The following is a 15,186-nucleotide window of genomic DNA, read 5'->3' as shown; positions in this document are numbered from 1 at the left end:
CAATCTCATGAAGAACCTCTTTGTCATCACGCACACCCAGTCGCTTCATCACATCGAGAGGAAGGTCGGTGGCTGGTACGATACCGGTTTGACGCAACGGGGCCGGGACGACGCAAGCAAGGTGGCGGAGCATCTGGCATCCTCGGTAGGCGTGGGCTCCGCGGAAATCTTCAGTTCCGATCTGCTTCGCGCGTCCCAGACTGCCGGGATCATCGCCGCTCGTCTGCAGTGCCCTCTTGAGCTGACAGGCGACCTTCGGGAAATGAGCTACGGATCTGCCGAAGGGAAACCGCAGACATGGCTCGATGAACGCCAAATACCTCCGCCGGACGACGATCGGCTTGACCACCGCGGCGGGATTGCCAACGGAGAGACCCGTCGAGAGCTCGCCGAACGCGTATTTCAGTGCGTTGGCGAGATTTCGCAGCGTCCTTGTGAGACGCAGATCATCGTTACGCACGGCTTCGCTTTGACGTTTGTGGTGGCCGCCTGGATCAGGATGCCGATCGAGGCCTGTGGACATGTCAGCTTTCGGGCAAGCCCCGGAAGCATCACGCATCTCCAGCAAGATGGCTATTGGCGCAACCGGGCGGTGGTGAGCCTCGCCGACACCACCCATCTGAAATAGTCCACGGCTTCGGATCTCGGGCCTGTTCAGTTATCGGCGCTCATGCGCCGACGGTCCTCCAGACCGGGATGCCGAGCTTCCTTGCCTTGTCGGCAAGGTTGTCGTTGATGCCGGTGCCTGGAAAGTGCAACACGCCTTTCGGCATGATCTGCAGCATCTCGTCGTTGCGCTTAAACGGTGCGGCGCGCCCGTGCCGGGTCCAGTCCGGAGCAAATCCAATCTGTGGAACGTTGCGGTTCCTTGCCCACAGCGAGGCGATCTTCTCGGCGCCCTTTGGCGATTTGCCATGGACCAGCACCATATCCGGGTGCCTGGATTTCACCTGGTCGAGCCTTGCCCAGATCAGGTGATGATCGTTGAAATCGAGGCCACCGGTGACAATGATCTTCGGCCCGTTCGGGAGCAGGACCTCCTGCTCGGCTCGCCTCCTGGCCATGAGGAAATCGCGACTGTCGATCATGGCGGAAGTCAGATCGCGATGACTGATCTTGGAGCCGTTGCGCGGAAACCAGGGTTTGCCCGCATGGCGTTCGAAATGCTCGGCGGCTTGATCCCGCATCAGCTCGAATGCATCCTGGCGCTCGATCAGCGTACGACCCTCCGCGATTAGGCGTTCGAGATCGACTGATTTCACCTCGCTGCCGTCCTGTTCCCGTTGAGAGCGCCTCTGGGCGCGTTCGTTGTCGTCCAGTTCGCGGCCGGCCCGTTCGGCGGCCCGGTGGAAGAGATTGACGGTCGACCAGAGAAGTTCATCCAGATCGGGCTCGAGGCGTGTGTCGGCCAGCGTCGCGATCAGGGCGTCGAAGATGTCCGCGACGGCACCTGCGACTGCGCTGCCGTCAGGCAGATGTCGCTGGTCGGGCTCATCGGCAAATGGCCGGTAGCCATGAAGTTGGAGTTCGTTGAGAACATGCTCGGTTGGCGATGATTGATGAGGAGGCTCGAAGTTGGCGTGACCGCTCGTCATGGTGAAACTCCATCGGTTGGACCGCGACCGCCGCGGTCTTGATGAAGCGGAAGCCCTCAAGCCGACCGGTCACGCACCCGCCGAAGCACGGCGAAGGATGGTTGCGGCGGGCTATTTTGTTTCGCGGTGGAAGGCCCGCAGGGCCACGGAAAATAGCCGGCCGCAGCCATTGCGGGACCGGTCGGTCTGTGGGCACATCGCGTCTCTTCAAGAACGGGAGGCAGGGCCTAATCGAGATGGATTGGTCCACACAAGGCGATTCCGCCTTCCACTTCGAACCGCCAGCTCACCGTGCCAGCGACAGGAAGCGGACGCTATCTGCGGGCGCGATCTGACTGCTGATGTGACGGCGCAAGGCTTCAAGACCGAGATTGCAAAGGTCTTCGTTGAAATCGAAGAGGCAAGGTGACAGGACGATTGCCTCAATTCCGGCCCCGCTGGCCCGTTCGAGCAGGCGATCGCGTGCGTTGTCGCCGGCAGGGTCGTTATCGCGAAGGATGTAGAGCCGCCGCAGCGTGTCGGGAAACAGGATGGCTGCGAGATGCGCTGCAGAGAGCGCTGCCAGCGCAGGCATATCGGCGAGGACCTGACAGACCGAAAGTACGGTTTCGATGCCCTCCCCGGCGGCCATGATCTCGCAACCGGTGCCGAAGCGTACCGCATTGCCAAGCAGGTCTCCCATCGCCCGACGCGGTGTGTCGAGCGGGGCCTTGCCGAGGCCATGCGGATCGAGCCAGGTGCGATGGACACCGGTGATATCGCCATCGAGATTGGTGACCGCAGCAATCATCGCTGGCCACGTCTCGTTCCGGCCGTCCTCAGGACGGTGATAGCAGCGCGGATGGAAACGAAGGCTGGCAGTCCCTAACAACTGCGTTATGCCGCGACGCTGAAGATAGGCGTGAGCAAGCGTACCGACGATCGGCTGCGATAGCTTGAACAGACGACAGGCCGAAGATGCCGTGTCACGTGCCACCGCAATCATCCGGCTTGCCGTCGGTGCGGCCGCAGAATTTGGGGTGCCCAGAAAACTCCGGGCCTCGTTGGCGACGTCTTTGAAAGCGGCAAAGCCACAGTTTTCCCGGATCACATCGAGGAGATCGCCATGCTCGCCGGTGGCGGCGTCGACCCATTTTCCAGCAGGCGTCCGGGGCGACGCGACAAGGCGCACGTACATTGACCGCCCGGGGACGTTGCGCACGTCGCCCACCAGCCAGTAGCGCCCGACACGACGACCATTCGAAAGATAGTGCCGGCACACCGCTTCCGCTTTTTCTGCAAGGCGGCATGCCAGTTCATGCGGCGTGTCAGCCATGATTGCCTCCATTGCATGCAAACGCCCGCCGTCACCGGCGGGCGCGTCTTGCAAGTGCCGGTGGCTCATTCGGCGGCGATCGCGTGAGCGGGATCGTCTTCCAAGTTGTCGGTATCGCCCAGAGCCGATTTATCGCCCCTGGCCGCCGTTTCCCCGACTTCGTCGATAGAGGACTGGCAAGCGACCTCGGAGGCTTCGCGTGGTGTACGCAGTGGCTCTGGCAGCCAACCCGAGGCAGCAAGCAGCCGTTCGGCTTCCTCGGCCATGTCGGCTTTCTTCAGGTGACTTAGGCGCTGCACGGCCTGCTCGCCCGAGGCTTCGCGTACGGCCTCAAGGATTCGCGCTTTGCTCACGCGGCCGAGATAGTTGCCGACAGAAGCCCGCCAGCCGGCTTCGGCCATGTCCAGACCGGTCTCGCGCGCCAGACGATCTGCCTGACGGAGCCGTCTTTCAAGCCCGCTCTGCGACAGGCCCTGGGCGCCATAGGGATTGGGCTTTTCGTAAAGCGCATTGACGCCATCACTGACGCAGTGGGCAAGCAGGGCCATTCGCCGGGCATCGTCCAGACCGGCAAGCCATTGCCACAGCGCATCGTCGTCATCGGGGATGTCGTTGGCCCAGTTCTCGTCACGTTCATGCCGCGCGCAGGCGGCAGCGCTGTCCTTCAAGGTTTCATCCTGGAACGGGAAGAACACATGCCGGACGGTCACGTCGAGCGAGCCGCAATGACTGCGATGCAGAAACGTATCGCAGACCAGCTTGTGCAGAAGCGCCGTCAGGGCGACCTGGGGATTGCCGGCGACCGCATTGCGAAGCGCCAGCGTGCGATGAGCTGTCAACTCGGTGAGCAGACGATCCGGAAGCGGTTTGATCCTCTCATCCTCATCCTCGCTTTGGCTGGCCTGCCCATCAATCGTGATGACAGCGCCCTGAGCACTTTGCCCAGGGTGTTCTCCGTCTTCGTCCGTGTCCGTCAGTTCGTCGACTTCCGGCGCCGCGTCATCCTCGGGCCTGACGTAGCCACGCTGGATATCAAGCGCGCCATTATGGGCAATTGTGACAAAAACGCCCGCGCGCTCGATGTCTTGCGGTGCAAAGCGAACTGGCCGGGCCGCGAAGGCGGCGAGTTCGGCCTCGATTTGCCCGAGCCGCTGGTCGACATCGTCCGGCAGTTCTTCAACGCCCTCGTGTTCGACTTCCAACTGCTGATACTCGGCGTTCAGCAGGTCGACCGCAGCGCGCTCGTCCTCCGTCAGGTCGAGCGGCTCGCCGCGAAGCACACGCAGATTGCGCGTGACGTCAAAGGGAAAGTTGGCAGCCGCCTCCACCCACTTCCAGCCTTCAGCGGCCAGTTCGGCCGCCACGTCTCGCAGCTTTTCCGCGACGAGCCGATCAAGCAGGGCCGGATCCTGCAGCCATCCGCCATCGTCGGATTGAAACAAGTCATTCAGGACGACGCCGCCGGCAGCCTCGTATGCCTCTAATCCTAAGAACACAGCGCGCTTGTCAGACGCGCGCACCGTTGACTCGGTCAGCATGCGCCGGATCTGGTAGGGCTCCTTCGACCACGCATCCTTGACCGCACTCCAGACCTCTTCCTGGCGAAGATGGTCGCTGGAAATGGTGAATGCCATGAGTTGCTCCAGCGTCATGCCGTCCTCAGCATAGACGTCAAGAAGCACTGGCGAGACCGAAGCGAGGCGAAGGCGCTGCTTGACCACCTGGGCCGAGACAAAAAACGCGGCCGCGATGTCTTCCTCGTTCATGCCCTTGCAACGCATCTGGTGGAACGCGCGAAACTGGTCGAGAGGATGCAACGGCGCGCGTTCGATATTTTCGGCCAGTGAAACTTCTTCGGGAAGGATCGCCCCGTCACAGTCGCGAACGACACAGGGCACAGCCGCATTGCGGGCGAGACGCTTCTGCTTCACCAAAAGCTCGAGCGCCCGGTAACGGCGACCGCCGGCCGGAATCTCGAACATGCCGGTCGGCTGGCCCTGGTCGTCGACCACGGCAGTGACGCTCAGGCTCTGGATGAGTCCACGCCTGGCGATCGACGCCGCCAGATCGTCGATCGAAATCCCGGCCTTTATCCGGCGGACATTGGACTGGCTCAGAACCAGCTTGTCGAAGGGAATGTCGCGCGCGGACGACAAGGTTATTTTCTTATTTCCAGCAGCCATCGGGGTTACTCCGCGACGGGCGGCCGAGAGCCTCTCTCTCGACCTCCTACCCGTCACAAAAGACCATCCCGGCTCTGACTCTTCAGGCAGACCCCAACGTCTTCAGCAGTTGCTCGGCTGCGCGGATGCTGCCGGTGCGACGTGATACCTCCGTCCAGACCGACAACGGAAAGGCGCTCGCGAAGGTGAGATCACGTTCAATACCCAGACCGAAAGGCAGGCGGACCGCGCTGATTTCGGCAAGGCTGAACGAGCCTAATTCGGGTTCGCCAAGATCGGCCAGGCCAAACAGCGTATCGTCATCCGTGTCGAGTTCGGTCACCAGCCAGACGCCCAGGCCGAGAGGGTTGAAGAGTTTGACCAGCGGTACGTGATCCACGTCGCGCATGCAGCCGTTGGCAAGCAGGCGTGTGCGCTGTTCGGGCATGATCAGCGACATGCCACCCTCCTGCCGGCGTTGAAATGAACTTCGGTGTCGGCTTGATCTTCGGGAAGGAAAGCGAGGAGCCAGTCCGCTGATTTGCTCGCATGCGACGCAGCGCGCACGATAGCGCGATTGTCTTCGCGCAGGACATCAAGCCAGGAGCCGATATAGTCTGCGTGACGCACGGTGGGCACGATGCCAAGCGACGCGCAGCAGAAAGCTGACGTCATCTCCGCAATCAGTTCCTCGAAAGCATACTGTCTGGAGCCGAACTGGCATGTCATGTCGCGTGCCAGGCGGGAGGCGTGGCCGGTCGCGTGGCCGAGTTCGTGGAGCGCGGTGCGATGCCAGTTGATTGGCTCGAAATACGCCTGCGGCGGAGGGACCTGCACACAGTCGAGTGCCGGGATGTAGCACGCGCGGTCGCCGCCAATGCGGAAGTCGATGCGTGTGGCACGGATGAGCGCTTCGACCCGAGGTTCTATCAGGGCGGTGGGTGTCGGCGGCGCGACACTTGTAATGTCGGCCGGCAGGTTTTCGCATTGTGCTGCATTGAACACGACGAAGCGTTTCAGGAACGGGACGGCCCGGGCCTCATCGCCTGCCTCACGAGCACGGCGCTTCTCGTTGTCCGGCACGAAGCGATCCGCATAGACAACAGTCGTGCCGCGCGCACCTTTGCAAACATTGCCGCCGAGCGACAACGCCTGGCGGAACGTGAGCCAGCTTTGGCCAGAAAAGCCTCTTTCAATGACGGCGCCCCATAGAAGTAAGACGTTGATCCCTGAGTAGGGCCTGCCGGTAGCGGCGTTTCGCGGTATGGCGACAGTTGCATTCGCAGCCAGTGTTCCCCAGGGCTGGACCCAGGGCACGCGCCCGGCCTCCAGTTCTGCGATGATCTTGTCGGTGATTTCGTCATACAGGCTCGCCCGGTTTTGTCCGGCGCGAGCGAGAGCAGTTTTCCTGGACATCGCGGCTCTCCGCGACGGGCGCCGAGAGCCACTCTCCCAGCTACCAACCCGTCACGGCAATCCGGTCCTCACTCTTCCTCTTTGGCACTTTGGTTGGCTCACGCGTCGGCAGCTCGAAACCCATCGCACCCGAGTTGTGAAGTATCGAGACCTTGGTGGTGCTGGCCATGATCAAGTTGTCTGTTCTGACAGCTTACGATTGCACAATGCGTTGCTTATCAAGCAGCGTTGCTATCGCTCTAGTTACATCTGCCCTCGACTTTTTGATTCGATTGATGTGTGTTTCTGTGGGGGCGGGATGAAGTGGGCAAACTGTCAAACAAGTTGGGGTGGCTGATTGCGGCCGCGATTGCGTTGGGCTGGTATGGCAGCGGTCGCGAGACCACTTCACCACCACAGTCTGCTACCGCCCAGAAAGCTGCGACACCGGTGGTACCGCCACCGGCAATGCCGGAAGCGTCGCCTCTACCCTTTTACACTGCGCCCTCAACCAGGACAGAGCCCGAGGAACGACTCTTCGTCACGCGAAAAGTAAAATTGCGCAAGGACGCGACAACCGCCGCGCAAGAAGTCGCGACTTTGCCAGTTGGCTCGCAAGTCGTAGCCTTTGGCCATCGTGGCAATTGGCGCAGCGTTCGTTTTGAGGGCACGACAGGGTGGGTCGCGTCTCGATACCTATCTGCAAGTGAGCCAACTCCCGCTGCGAAACCCGCTCAGGTTGTTTCTCGACGAGTAACGGCCCCAACTGGTTCGCCCTCGCGGAGCGGGCAGCCCGTCAGACAACCTATGGTCGGACGTTGCGACTGTCCGTATGACCTTATGCGGAATGGCCGTCTTTGCGGAGGTCGGAGTGCCTATAGTCGTCCCGGAGGCAGAAGTCCCGCTTGTTACTGGTAGGTTAGAGACCTTCGCTAACCGCCTCCTAGGCGCCTTGCCAATTCCTGGTAGGGACGTTCACTGCATCACTCATAAAACCGGTGGGCTATCCTCAACAAGGGAGCTTTCTACTCGTCGCGCCATACTATTCGTCGAATCCATTTGATTTCGACCAGCCTTCGGAAGCGCATTTTGATCGCTTCCTCGCCGACGGGAAAGAAGAACTCCGCATCCAAAATCAGCTCGTGACATCGTTCGCACCGAAACTTCCGGCGCACATCATCGATTGTGCCGTTGCCCATGATCTCCTTGATCTCGATGGGTTTGTAGAACCGTTTGATGTGGCAGACGTTGCATTTGGCCCTCAGAACCTGGCCGACATTGTGCGCATGCTGAAGCGTCCAAGGCTCCCCCTTGGGCCAATCTCCCTGCTTGTGAGTCCGCTCCGGCATTCTGCCGAAAAAGGATCATTTTCCTAAACCGTCAAGACTCTGGTTGACATTTTCGTTCTTATTTTGTTCTATACGTGCCTCAGCGACATGGAGGCTCCAATGTGGGCACTGCGGATCACGATGCCGGGCGCATCGGATGATGAGATTGTGCGTGCGCTTCTTGCCGCGACGGAGGTCTTCGAGAGGGTCTCGGTCACGCCTTATCAGGCGAGCCATGGCATGGATCGCCTCGAGGCATGGGACGATCGCGGCCTCAAGGAACACGACAGGAAACTCAGGAAAAAGGATTCCTGGCGGGCAGGTCTTTGGTTGCATGCCGAGGAAGCTGGAATAGCCTCGCTAAGCAAGGTCTATCCGCCCGACGAGGTGATCAGAAAGTTCGACATGCAACTGATCGACATGGCGGACTGGGCACCTGACCGCGCGGCCGCTGTCGAAGCCCTTCGCAGCATTGCAAACGCTGACTGCGATTTCGACCGAAACATGCGTCGGGTCGCCGCTTTATGCGAGCAGCTAACAGACCAGCTGACGGATGATTTTGCTGCTCGCGGTCTTATGGCCGACGTGACGATAGCGCATACGTCTCTCTCCCTGGCCAAGTTCGATCACGGCAGACCAGTCGGACCGCTTCGTCAGGCAATGCTGGCGGCCATCGACAGGCTGGAGATTGCAACCGCTCCAGCCACGCAGACCTCCTGCGCCGCAGCATAACCAAAGCGAGAGCTGGACGATGAATGACCCGGTGAAAGCCCCGGACGACGAAACACGTTTCGATTTGGAGAAGGCAGCCGACGAGTTCATTGCCGCCGCCGGCAGCGCTCGTGCAGCAGTATTGGCCCTGCTCATCGCAAGTGAGGCGCACGAACACGAACTGCATCACACCCGCCTGCAGGTATCGTCCGGATACTCACGCCAGCGTTATATCAAACGGAAAACAGAAGATGCCTCCCAAACATAAGGGCATCATTTCGGATGCAGGAATTGATCGCAGGTGGCCGTACCAGGTCGCATTGCATGCAGAGGTTTGCTCCGGGGACCAGTTCGCCGAGAAACACGAATTCGCCTGCACACTCAGCGAGGCCCCGCGGCGACGGATGGTTATGAAGAAGGAGCCAACGGGCTATCCCCAGCGGTATATCCTCTTCTGCTTCGCAACGAAGGTAGATGCCGATGCTTTCGCGGCCCGCTTCGAGGGCTATCAGTTCGATCCCGCAAAAGATCGGGTTTCCCGCAAATCCAATGTCTGGAGATGGGAAGGCTGGGGAGCACCCGTCAGACGCTATGCCGAAATTGTTGCTCGGCTGGAACGGGTGCGCAGTTGGGAACCGTCCCTGGACGCGGATATCGGTTGCCTGCTCGATGTTGGCCAGCGGACGCGCTTTACACGTTGCAGGGAGAGCGTCGAGGACTTCCTGTATTGGTACATCCCACTGGGGGAATGGCACATTGTGCCGAATAGCGAATTCGACGCGCGCGTTCGCCACTACCCCGAAGGCGCGTGGCGATCAGCTTGCGAAAACCGCACCAAGCCAAGGGAAAACGAGGCGACTGCCCTCATCCTCGCCTTCCTGCGTGGCTGTGCCTATGATTTTGCGACCTAGACCGAGGAGCCGCCCGGCATGTGCAATCTCTACAATCTCACGACATCGCAACAGGCCATCCTGCAATGGACGCGGACGTTACGGGATTTGGCAGGCAACCTGGAAGCGTCCTTCGACGTCTATCCGAACAACCTGGCACCTGTGGTGCGCAAGGGCGTCGACGGCGACCGCGAACTCGCTCGACTGACCTGGGGCATGCCAACACCACCCGAGCGCGTCAAAGGCAACGCGGACCGAGGCACCACCAATATCCGGAAAACGAACTGGCATTATTGGCAGCAATTTTTGGGCGTCGAGAACAGATGCCTTGTTCCCGTGACCAGCTTTGCCGAACCCAGTCCACACGAAGGCGACAAAGATCCCGACACAGGTATCAAGAGGAACTTCTGGTTTGCTCGCAATGGTGAGCGTCGGCTGTTCTTTTTCGCCGGCGTTTGGACAAAGTGGTCCGGGGTCAAAAAGGTAAAAGATGGGCGGCAGGATTTCGAACTCTTTGGTTTTCTTACGACCGACCCCAACGACATCGTGAAACCGATCCACGAGGATGCAATGCCAGTCATCCTGGCAACTGAGGAGGAAGCGAATGTCTGGATGAACGCCGGCTGGTCAGAGGCCAAAGGGCTTCAGAGGCCTGCGGCAAATGACACCTTGATCGTCGTCGACAAACCCGCGACGCAAATCAAGTTTCCCCAAGTCTCAGCACAGGGATCGCTATTCTAGGAGGTTCAAAAATGGACCGGATCGTTCGTCTGGATGCGAGGCAAGAAGCTCAGCTGCAGCGCATTGCCGAGGAATTTGTCGCCAAACACCACGGTGACGTGATGAAGGCACTGAAAGAAATGATCGTACTGAACGGCGAGATGCAGGAGCGTCTTGAGGAGCTTGGCGATCGGGGCCCTCAGTTTGGCCGGCGCCCAGCCTACCAATGAGCGACCAACCCTTTAGATTGTCCATGCCGGCATGGCGAGACGCGCTACTATCCTGAGCGTAACACGGCACAGCTTTCGGAGCTTTCATGGCCCTGTCCTGCAGCAGCTTCCATAGGTTATTTCACTACGATATGGCATCCGCCCGCGCGCACATGTACTTCGGTGCACGCTATGCAGCCTCGTATGACGCCGGCAGCAGGCTCGATATTCGCATTGTGCGCGGGCTGTTTTCTGTGAAACCTCGTACCCATGGGTCACAGAGTCCACAGACTGCGGGCAATCTCGCAAGCCGAGCGCGAGCTGTTGCTCGAAACAATGCTAGGCGAAACGCAGGAACTCGCCTTCAAACCGCGGGGCGAACCAGACCCCCGTCTTGTAAAATTGGCCCGGCTGCTTGGCAGACAACTGGCGCGTCAGAATTTCGAGACACAAAAGCCGACGCCCAGGTCAAAGAACTCCTGAAGACAGGAGAAGTCCGTTGAAAGCCGCTATTTACGCTCGCTACTCCTCGGACAACCAACGTGACGCTTCCATCGCTGACCAATTGAGGCTGTGCCGGTTGCACGCCGAAAAGCAGGGATGGCAAGTCGTTGAAGAGTATACGGATCACGCGATTTCCGGGGCCTCTCTGCTTCGGCCAGGCATTCAGTCGCTGATCCTTGATGGAACGCGCGGTCGCTTCAACGTCATCCTCGCCGAAGCGATGGATCGTCTCTCGCGCGACCAGGAGGACATCGCGGGCATTTTCAAGCGCATGTCCTACATGGACGTGAAGATCGTCACGTTATCGGAGGGTGAAGTCACCCACCTCCACGTCGGCCTTAAGGGCACGATGAATGCGCTATTCCTCAAGGACTTGGCCGACAAGACGCGACGCGGCCAGCGCGGACGCATCGAAGCGGGTAAATCCGGCGGCGGGAATTCTTACGGCTACGACGTCGTGAGGAAATACGATGCAAACGGCGAACCAGTCCGCGGAGATCGATGCATCAACGAGTTCGAAGCGAACGTGGTCCGGAGGATTTTCCAGGACTATTCCACGGGGAAATCCGCAAAGGCGATTTCTGCCGCGCTCAATCGCGAAGGGATCAAAGCACCGTCCGGCGGAGACTGGGGTTTCAGCACCATCAACGGCAATCTCAAGCGTGGGAACGGCATTCTCAACAACGAGATGTATATAGGGAAGCTGGTCTGGAACCGTCAGCGCTTCATAAAAGATCCAGACACCGGCAAGCGCCAGGCACGCCCAAATCCCGAATCCGAATGGGTCGTTCAGGACACACCTGAATTGCGCATCGTTGACGATGCGTTGTGGCAGTCGGTGAAGGCGCGGCAAGAGAGGAACTCCGTAGCGGGAGACCATGCAGGGAGTGCCGCTTTCTCTGTAATCAGTTCCCGGCGACGTCCAAGATATCTTCTCTCGGGTTTGCTCAAATGCGCGCACTGTGGCGGTGGCTATTCGACGATCTCGGCCACGCTGTTGGGTTGCTCGAACGCGCGCAACAAGGGGACGTGTGCCAATCGGGTGAACATTCGGCGTGACGAGCTTGAGGCGCGTGTCCTCAATGCGCTGAGGACACGCATGCTGGATCCGGATCTCTTCGCGGAATTCTGTGACGCGTACACGCAAGAGACCAACCGCCTGCGCATGGAAAGCCGCACCAATATTGTTGCGGCTGAAGCCGAACTCATGAACCTCGAAAGAGAGGTCCAAAAACTCATGGATCTCTATCTGAGCGATGCGCTTTCCATCCAGGACGTGAAAGCGCGCGGTGACAAGGTGCGCGCGCGCAAGGAAGAACTTACGTCATTTCTCGCTACGGCCGACGAGCCCCCGCCCCTCTTGCATCCGGCGATGGCCCAACAGTACCGGATGCGCATCCAGCACCTGCACGAAGCACTGCAAGAGGAATCTGAAGATAGACGGATGGAAGCAGCCGACGCTATCCGCTCCCTCATCGAAGCAATTGTTCTAAAGCCAGAGGGTGGACAGCTCGCAATCGAAATCCAGGGCGATCTTGCTGGAATCCTTACGCTTTCCGTACAAACGAAAAACCCCGCCGGAGGGGCGGGGCTTTCGCAAGTAAAGATGGTTGCGGGAGTAGGATTTGAACCTACGACCTTCAGGTTATGAGCCTGACGAGCTACCGGGCTGCTCCATCCCGCGTCAACCATATAAAGATAAGCTTTCGCTTACCAGAATTCCACCTCGCCAAATGAAAAGGCCGCTTTCGCGGCCCCGAAGTCCCGTTTGGCGGGGCTTTTGACATGTAAAGAGAAGTTCTACGTGCGTTTAGCAGACCTGGCAGCGACCTACTCTCCCGCGTCTTGAGACGAAGTACCATTGGCGCTGGAGCGTTTCACGGCCGAGTTCGGAATGGGATCGGGTGCAGCCGCTCCGCCATAACCACCAGGTCGGCAAAACGCACGTAATCGAGAAGCTGTGTTTTGTGCCAACCTCGCGTCGGGCGACAGTCCGCAAGCGCGACTGCGCGTCCGAGCCTTTGCGAGGCCCTGCCCGGAGGCGTCGGCGAAGCCGACTGCCGCGAGGGCAAAAGATCATCTGACTTCGTCAGATGGACATAAGGAATGAGAACGATCAAGCCGATCGAACTATTAGTACCGGTAAGCTTCAAGCGTTGCCGCTCTTCCACACCCGGCCTATCAACGTGGTCGTCTTCCACGGTTCTCAGGGAATACTCGTTTCAAGGTGGGTTTCCCGCTTAGATGCCTTCAGCGGTTATCCCGTCCGTATATAGCTACCCTGCTATGCGGCTGGCGCCACAACAGGTCCACCAGAGATACGTCCATCCCGGTCCTCTCGTACTAGGGACAGATCCTTTCAATATTCCTACACCCACGGCAGATAGGGACCGAACTGTCTCACGACGTTCTGAACCCAACTCACGTACCGCTTTAAATGGCGAACAGCCATACCCTTGGGACCTGCTCCAGCCCCAGGATGCGATGAGTCGACATCGAGGTGCCAAACAACCCCGTCGATATGGACTCTTGGGGGTCATCAGCCTGTTATCCCCGGCGTACCTTTTATCCGTTGAGCGATGGCCCTTCCACACGGGACCACCGGATCACTATGACCGACTTTCGTCTCTGCTCGACTTGTCAGTCTCGCAGTCAGGCAGGCTTATGCCATTGCACTCAGCGAACGATTTCCGACCGTTCTGAGCCCACCATCGCGCGCCTCCGTTACTCTTTAGGAGGCGACCGCCCCAGTCAAACTACCCACCATACATTGTCCCGGACCCGGATAACGGGCCGCGGTTAGACATCCATAGTAATAAGGGTGGTATTTCAAGGGTGGCTCCACCAAGGCTGGCGCCCTGGCTTCAAAGCCTACCACCTATCCTACACATGCCACTACGAATGCCAATGTAAAGCTATAGTAAAGGTGCACGGGGTCTTTCCGTCTAACCGCAGGAACCCCGCATCTTCACGGGGAATTCAATTTCACTGAGTCTATGCTGGAGACAGCGGGGAAGTCGTTACGCCATTCGTGCAGGTCGGAACTTACCCGACAAGGAATTTCGCTACCTTAGGACCGTTATAGTTACGGCCGCCGTTTACTGGGGCTTCGATTCAGAGCTTGCACCCCTCCTCTTAACCTTCCAGCACCGGGCAGGCGTCAGACCCTATACGTCGCCTTGCGGCTTCGCAGAGCCCTGTGTTTTTGATAAACAGTCGCTACCCCCTGGTCTGTGCCACCCTCCAATACTTGCGTAATGAAGGGTCACGCTTCTTCCGAAGTTACGCGTGCAATTTGCCGAGTTCCTTCAGCATAGTTCTCTCAAGCGCCTTGGTATACTCTACCTGACCACCAGTGTCGGTTTCGGGTACGGTCTATAAGTGGGAGCTATTTCCTGGAACCGCTCCGCTGCCCTTCCAATCCGATAAGGTTGGACAACTTGTGCAATCCGTCACTACCCACAGGCCCACGAATATTAACGTGGTTCCCATCGACTACGCGTTTCCGCCTCGTCTTAGGGGCCGGCTAACCCTGCTCAGATTAACTTTAAGCAGGAACCCTTGGTCTTTCGGCGGGGGAGTCTCTCACTCCCCTTACGTTACTCATGTCAGCATTCGCACTTCTGATACCTCCACCGCCCCTCACGGGTACGGCTTCACTGGCTTACAGAACGCTCCGCTACCGCTCGCATTGCTGCGAACCCTAAGCTTCGGTGTATGGCTTTAGCCCCGTTACATTTTCGGCGCAAAGACCCTTATTTAGACCAGTGAGCTGTTACGCTTTCTTTAAATGATGGCTGCTTCTAAGCCAACATCCTGGTTGTTTTGGGATCCTCACATCCTTTCCCACTTAGCCATAACTTGGGGACCTTAGCTGTAGGTCAGGGTTGTTTCCCTTTTCACGACGGACGTTAGCACCCGCCGTGTGTCTGCCGACTAGTACTCCTGGGTATTCAGAGTTTGCTTAGGTTTGGTAATCCGGTGAGGACCCCTAGCCCATGCAGTGCTTTACCCCCCAGGGTATTCGGTCGACGCTCTACCTAAATAGATTTCGCGGAGAACCAGCTATTTCCGAGTTTGATTGGCCTTTCACCCCTAGCCACAAGTCATCCCGAACTATTGCAACAGTTATGGGTTCGGTCCTCCAGTAGGTGTTACCCTACCTTCAACCTGCTCATGGCTAGATCACTCGGTTTCGGGTCTAATGCGTCGAACTGAACGCCCTGTTCAGACTCGCTTTCGCTGCGCCTACACCTACCGGCTTAAGCTTGCTCGACACACTAAGTCGCTGACCCATTATACAAAAGGTACGATGTCACCCTTGCGGGCTCCATCTGTTTGTAGGCAATCGGTTTCA

13 protein-coding genes, 1 tRNA gene and 2 rRNA genes (1 of these 16 only partly in view) are annotated in these 15,186 nt (G+C 58.8%); 8 read left to right on the top strand and 8 right to left on the bottom strand.

Translation table 11 applies throughout. The features are described 5' to 3' along the window. Positions 1 to 7 precede the first annotated feature (7 nt). Positions 8 to 628: a histidine phosphatase family protein gene (locus tag C1M53_RS15285; protein ID WP_129413012.1), complete on the top strand. Its 621-nt coding sequence runs from the start codon at positions 8 to 10 to the stop codon at positions 626 to 628. 40 nt (positions 629 to 668) lie between these two features. Here C1M53_RS15285 and C1M53_RS15280 read toward each other — a convergent pair whose 3' ends face one another. From C1M53_RS15280 to C1M53_RS15260, 5 genes are all read right to left on the bottom strand, one after another. Then, entirely contained in the window at positions 669 to 1,595 is a 927-nt protein-coding gene (locus C1M53_RS15280; RefSeq protein WP_129413011.1) for a DUF2493 domain-containing protein, read from the bottom strand. A 286-nt stretch (positions 1,596 to 1,881) separates the two neighbouring features. Continuing rightward, positions 1,882 to 2,910 (bottom strand): toprim domain-containing protein, encoded by a 1,029-nt coding sequence (locus C1M53_RS15275; protein ID WP_129413010.1) that lies wholly within the window; start codon positions 2,908 to 2,910, stop codon positions 1,882 to 1,884. A gap of 65 nt (positions 2,911 to 2,975) precedes the next feature. Next, a complete protein-coding gene (locus C1M53_RS15270) occupies positions 2,976 to 5,093 on the bottom strand; it encodes a ParB/RepB/Spo0J family partition protein (RefSeq protein ID WP_129413009.1) in 2,118 nt (705 codons plus the stop codon). 82 nt (positions 5,094 to 5,175) lie between these two features. Next, positions 5,176 to 5,532 (bottom strand): DUF2958 domain-containing protein, encoded by a 357-nt coding sequence (locus C1M53_RS15265; protein WP_129413008.1) that lies wholly within the window; start codon positions 5,530 to 5,532, stop codon positions 5,176 to 5,178. Next, positions 5,523 to 6,488, bottom strand: coding sequence for a zincin-like metallopeptidase domain-containing protein (locus C1M53_RS15260; protein ID WP_129413007.1), 966 nt, complete (start codon positions 6,486 to 6,488; stop codon positions 5,523 to 5,525). The genes C1M53_RS15265 and C1M53_RS15260 overlap by 10 nt, the downstream gene beginning before the upstream one ends. Positions 6,489 to 7,465: 977 nt before the next feature. On the opposite strand from C1M53_RS15260, the gene C1M53_RS15250 reads away from it, so the two are divergent. The 7 genes from C1M53_RS15250 (at position 7,466) to C1M53_RS15215 (ending at position 12,480) form a co-directional block, all read left to right on the top strand. Continuing rightward, positions 7,466 to 7,843 (top strand): hypothetical protein, encoded by a 378-nt coding sequence (locus C1M53_RS15250; protein ID WP_129413005.1) that lies wholly within the window; start codon positions 7,466 to 7,468, stop codon positions 7,841 to 7,843. Between the two features lie 192 nt (positions 7,844 to 8,035). Then, a complete protein-coding gene (locus tag C1M53_RS15245; RefSeq protein WP_129413004.1) occupies positions 8,036 to 8,527 on the top strand; it encodes a hypothetical protein in 492 nt (163 codons plus the stop codon). A gap of 19 nt (positions 8,528 to 8,546) precedes the next feature. Continuing rightward, positions 8,547 to 8,774, top strand: a complete 228-nt coding sequence (locus tag C1M53_RS15240) for a hypothetical protein (protein ID WP_129413003.1) — start codon at positions 8,547 to 8,549, stop codon at positions 8,772 to 8,774. Then, positions 8,758 to 9,417, top strand: a complete 660-nt coding sequence (locus tag C1M53_RS15235) for a hypothetical protein (protein WP_129413002.1) — start codon at positions 8,758 to 8,760, stop codon at positions 9,415 to 9,417. The genes C1M53_RS15240 and C1M53_RS15235 overlap by 17 nt, the downstream gene beginning before the upstream one ends. An 18-nt stretch (positions 9,418 to 9,435) precedes the next feature. Next, on the top strand, positions 9,436 to 10,137 hold the full coding sequence (locus C1M53_RS15230; protein ID WP_129413001.1) for an SOS response-associated peptidase: 702 nt from the start codon (positions 9,436 to 9,438) through the stop codon (positions 10,135 to 10,137). An 11-nt stretch (positions 10,138 to 10,148) separates the two neighbouring features. Continuing rightward, positions 10,149 to 10,346 carry a hypothetical protein gene (locus C1M53_RS15225; protein ID WP_129413000.1) on the top strand — a complete coding sequence of 66 codons (198 nt, stop codon included), beginning with the start codon at positions 10,149 to 10,151 and terminating at the stop codon, positions 10,344 to 10,346. A gap of 394 nt (positions 10,347 to 10,740) precedes the next feature. Further along, positions 10,741 to 12,480, top strand: a complete 1,740-nt coding sequence (locus tag C1M53_RS15215) for a recombinase family protein (RefSeq protein ID WP_348630054.1) — start codon at positions 10,741 to 10,743, stop codon at positions 12,478 to 12,480. On the opposite strand, the gene C1M53_RS15210 is transcribed toward C1M53_RS15215, so the two are convergent. From C1M53_RS15210 to C1M53_RS15200, 3 genes are all read right to left on the bottom strand, one after another. After that, positions 12,437 to 12,513: transfer RNA gene (locus C1M53_RS15210), tRNA-Met, on the bottom strand. The genes C1M53_RS15215 and C1M53_RS15210 overlap by 44 nt on opposite strands. 133 nt (positions 12,514 to 12,646) lie before the next feature. After that, positions 12,647 to 12,761, bottom strand: a 5S ribosomal RNA gene (rrf, locus tag C1M53_RS15205). Positions 12,762 to 12,941: 180 nt separating this feature from the next. Further along, positions 12,942 to 15,186, bottom strand: a 23S ribosomal RNA gene (locus tag C1M53_RS15200); it runs 553 nt beyond the window's last position.

The sequence above is a fragment of the Mesorhizobium sp. Pch-S genome (assembly GCF_004136315.1).
Lineage (GTDB): Bacteria > Pseudomonadota > Alphaproteobacteria > Rhizobiales > Rhizobiaceae > Mesorhizobium.
The sequence above is the reverse complement of the archived record's forward strand: the minus strand, read 5'-3'. Positions and strand labels throughout refer to the sequence as shown.

Coding starts and splice junctions, on each gene's coding strand:
- C1M53_RS15285 (WP_129413012.1), top strand. CDS start 8: ATGAAGAACCTCTTTGTCATCACGCACACCCAGTCGCTTCATCACATC.
- C1M53_RS15280 (WP_129413011.1), bottom strand. CDS start 1,595: ATGACGAGCGGTCACGCCAACTTCGAGCCTCCTCATCAATCATCGCCA.
- C1M53_RS15275 (WP_129413010.1), bottom strand. CDS start 2,910: ATGGCTGACACGCCGCATGAACTGGCATGCCGCCTTGCAGAAAAAGCG.
- C1M53_RS15270 (WP_129413009.1), bottom strand. CDS start 5,093: ATGGCTGCTGGAAATAAGAAAATAACCTTGTCGTCCGCGCGCGACATT.
- C1M53_RS15265 (WP_129413008.1), bottom strand. CDS start 5,532: ATGTCGCTGATCATGCCCGAACAGCGCACACGCCTGCTTGCCAACGGC.
- C1M53_RS15260 (WP_129413007.1), bottom strand. CDS start 6,488: ATGTCCAGGAAAACTGCTCTCGCTCGCGCCGGACAAAACCGGGCGAGC.
- C1M53_RS15245 (WP_129413004.1), top strand. CDS start 8,036: ATGGATCGCCTCGAGGCATGGGACGATCGCGGCCTCAAGGAACACGAC.
- C1M53_RS15240 (WP_129413003.1), top strand. CDS start 8,547: ATGAATGACCCGGTGAAAGCCCCGGACGACGAAACACGTTTCGATTTG.
- C1M53_RS15235 (WP_129413002.1), top strand. CDS start 8,758: ATGCCTCCCAAACATAAGGGCATCATTTCGGATGCAGGAATTGATCGC.
- C1M53_RS15230 (WP_129413001.1), top strand. CDS start 9,436: ATGTGCAATCTCTACAATCTCACGACATCGCAACAGGCCATCCTGCAA.
- C1M53_RS15225 (WP_129413000.1), top strand. CDS start 10,149: ATGGACCGGATCGTTCGTCTGGATGCGAGGCAAGAAGCTCAGCTGCAG.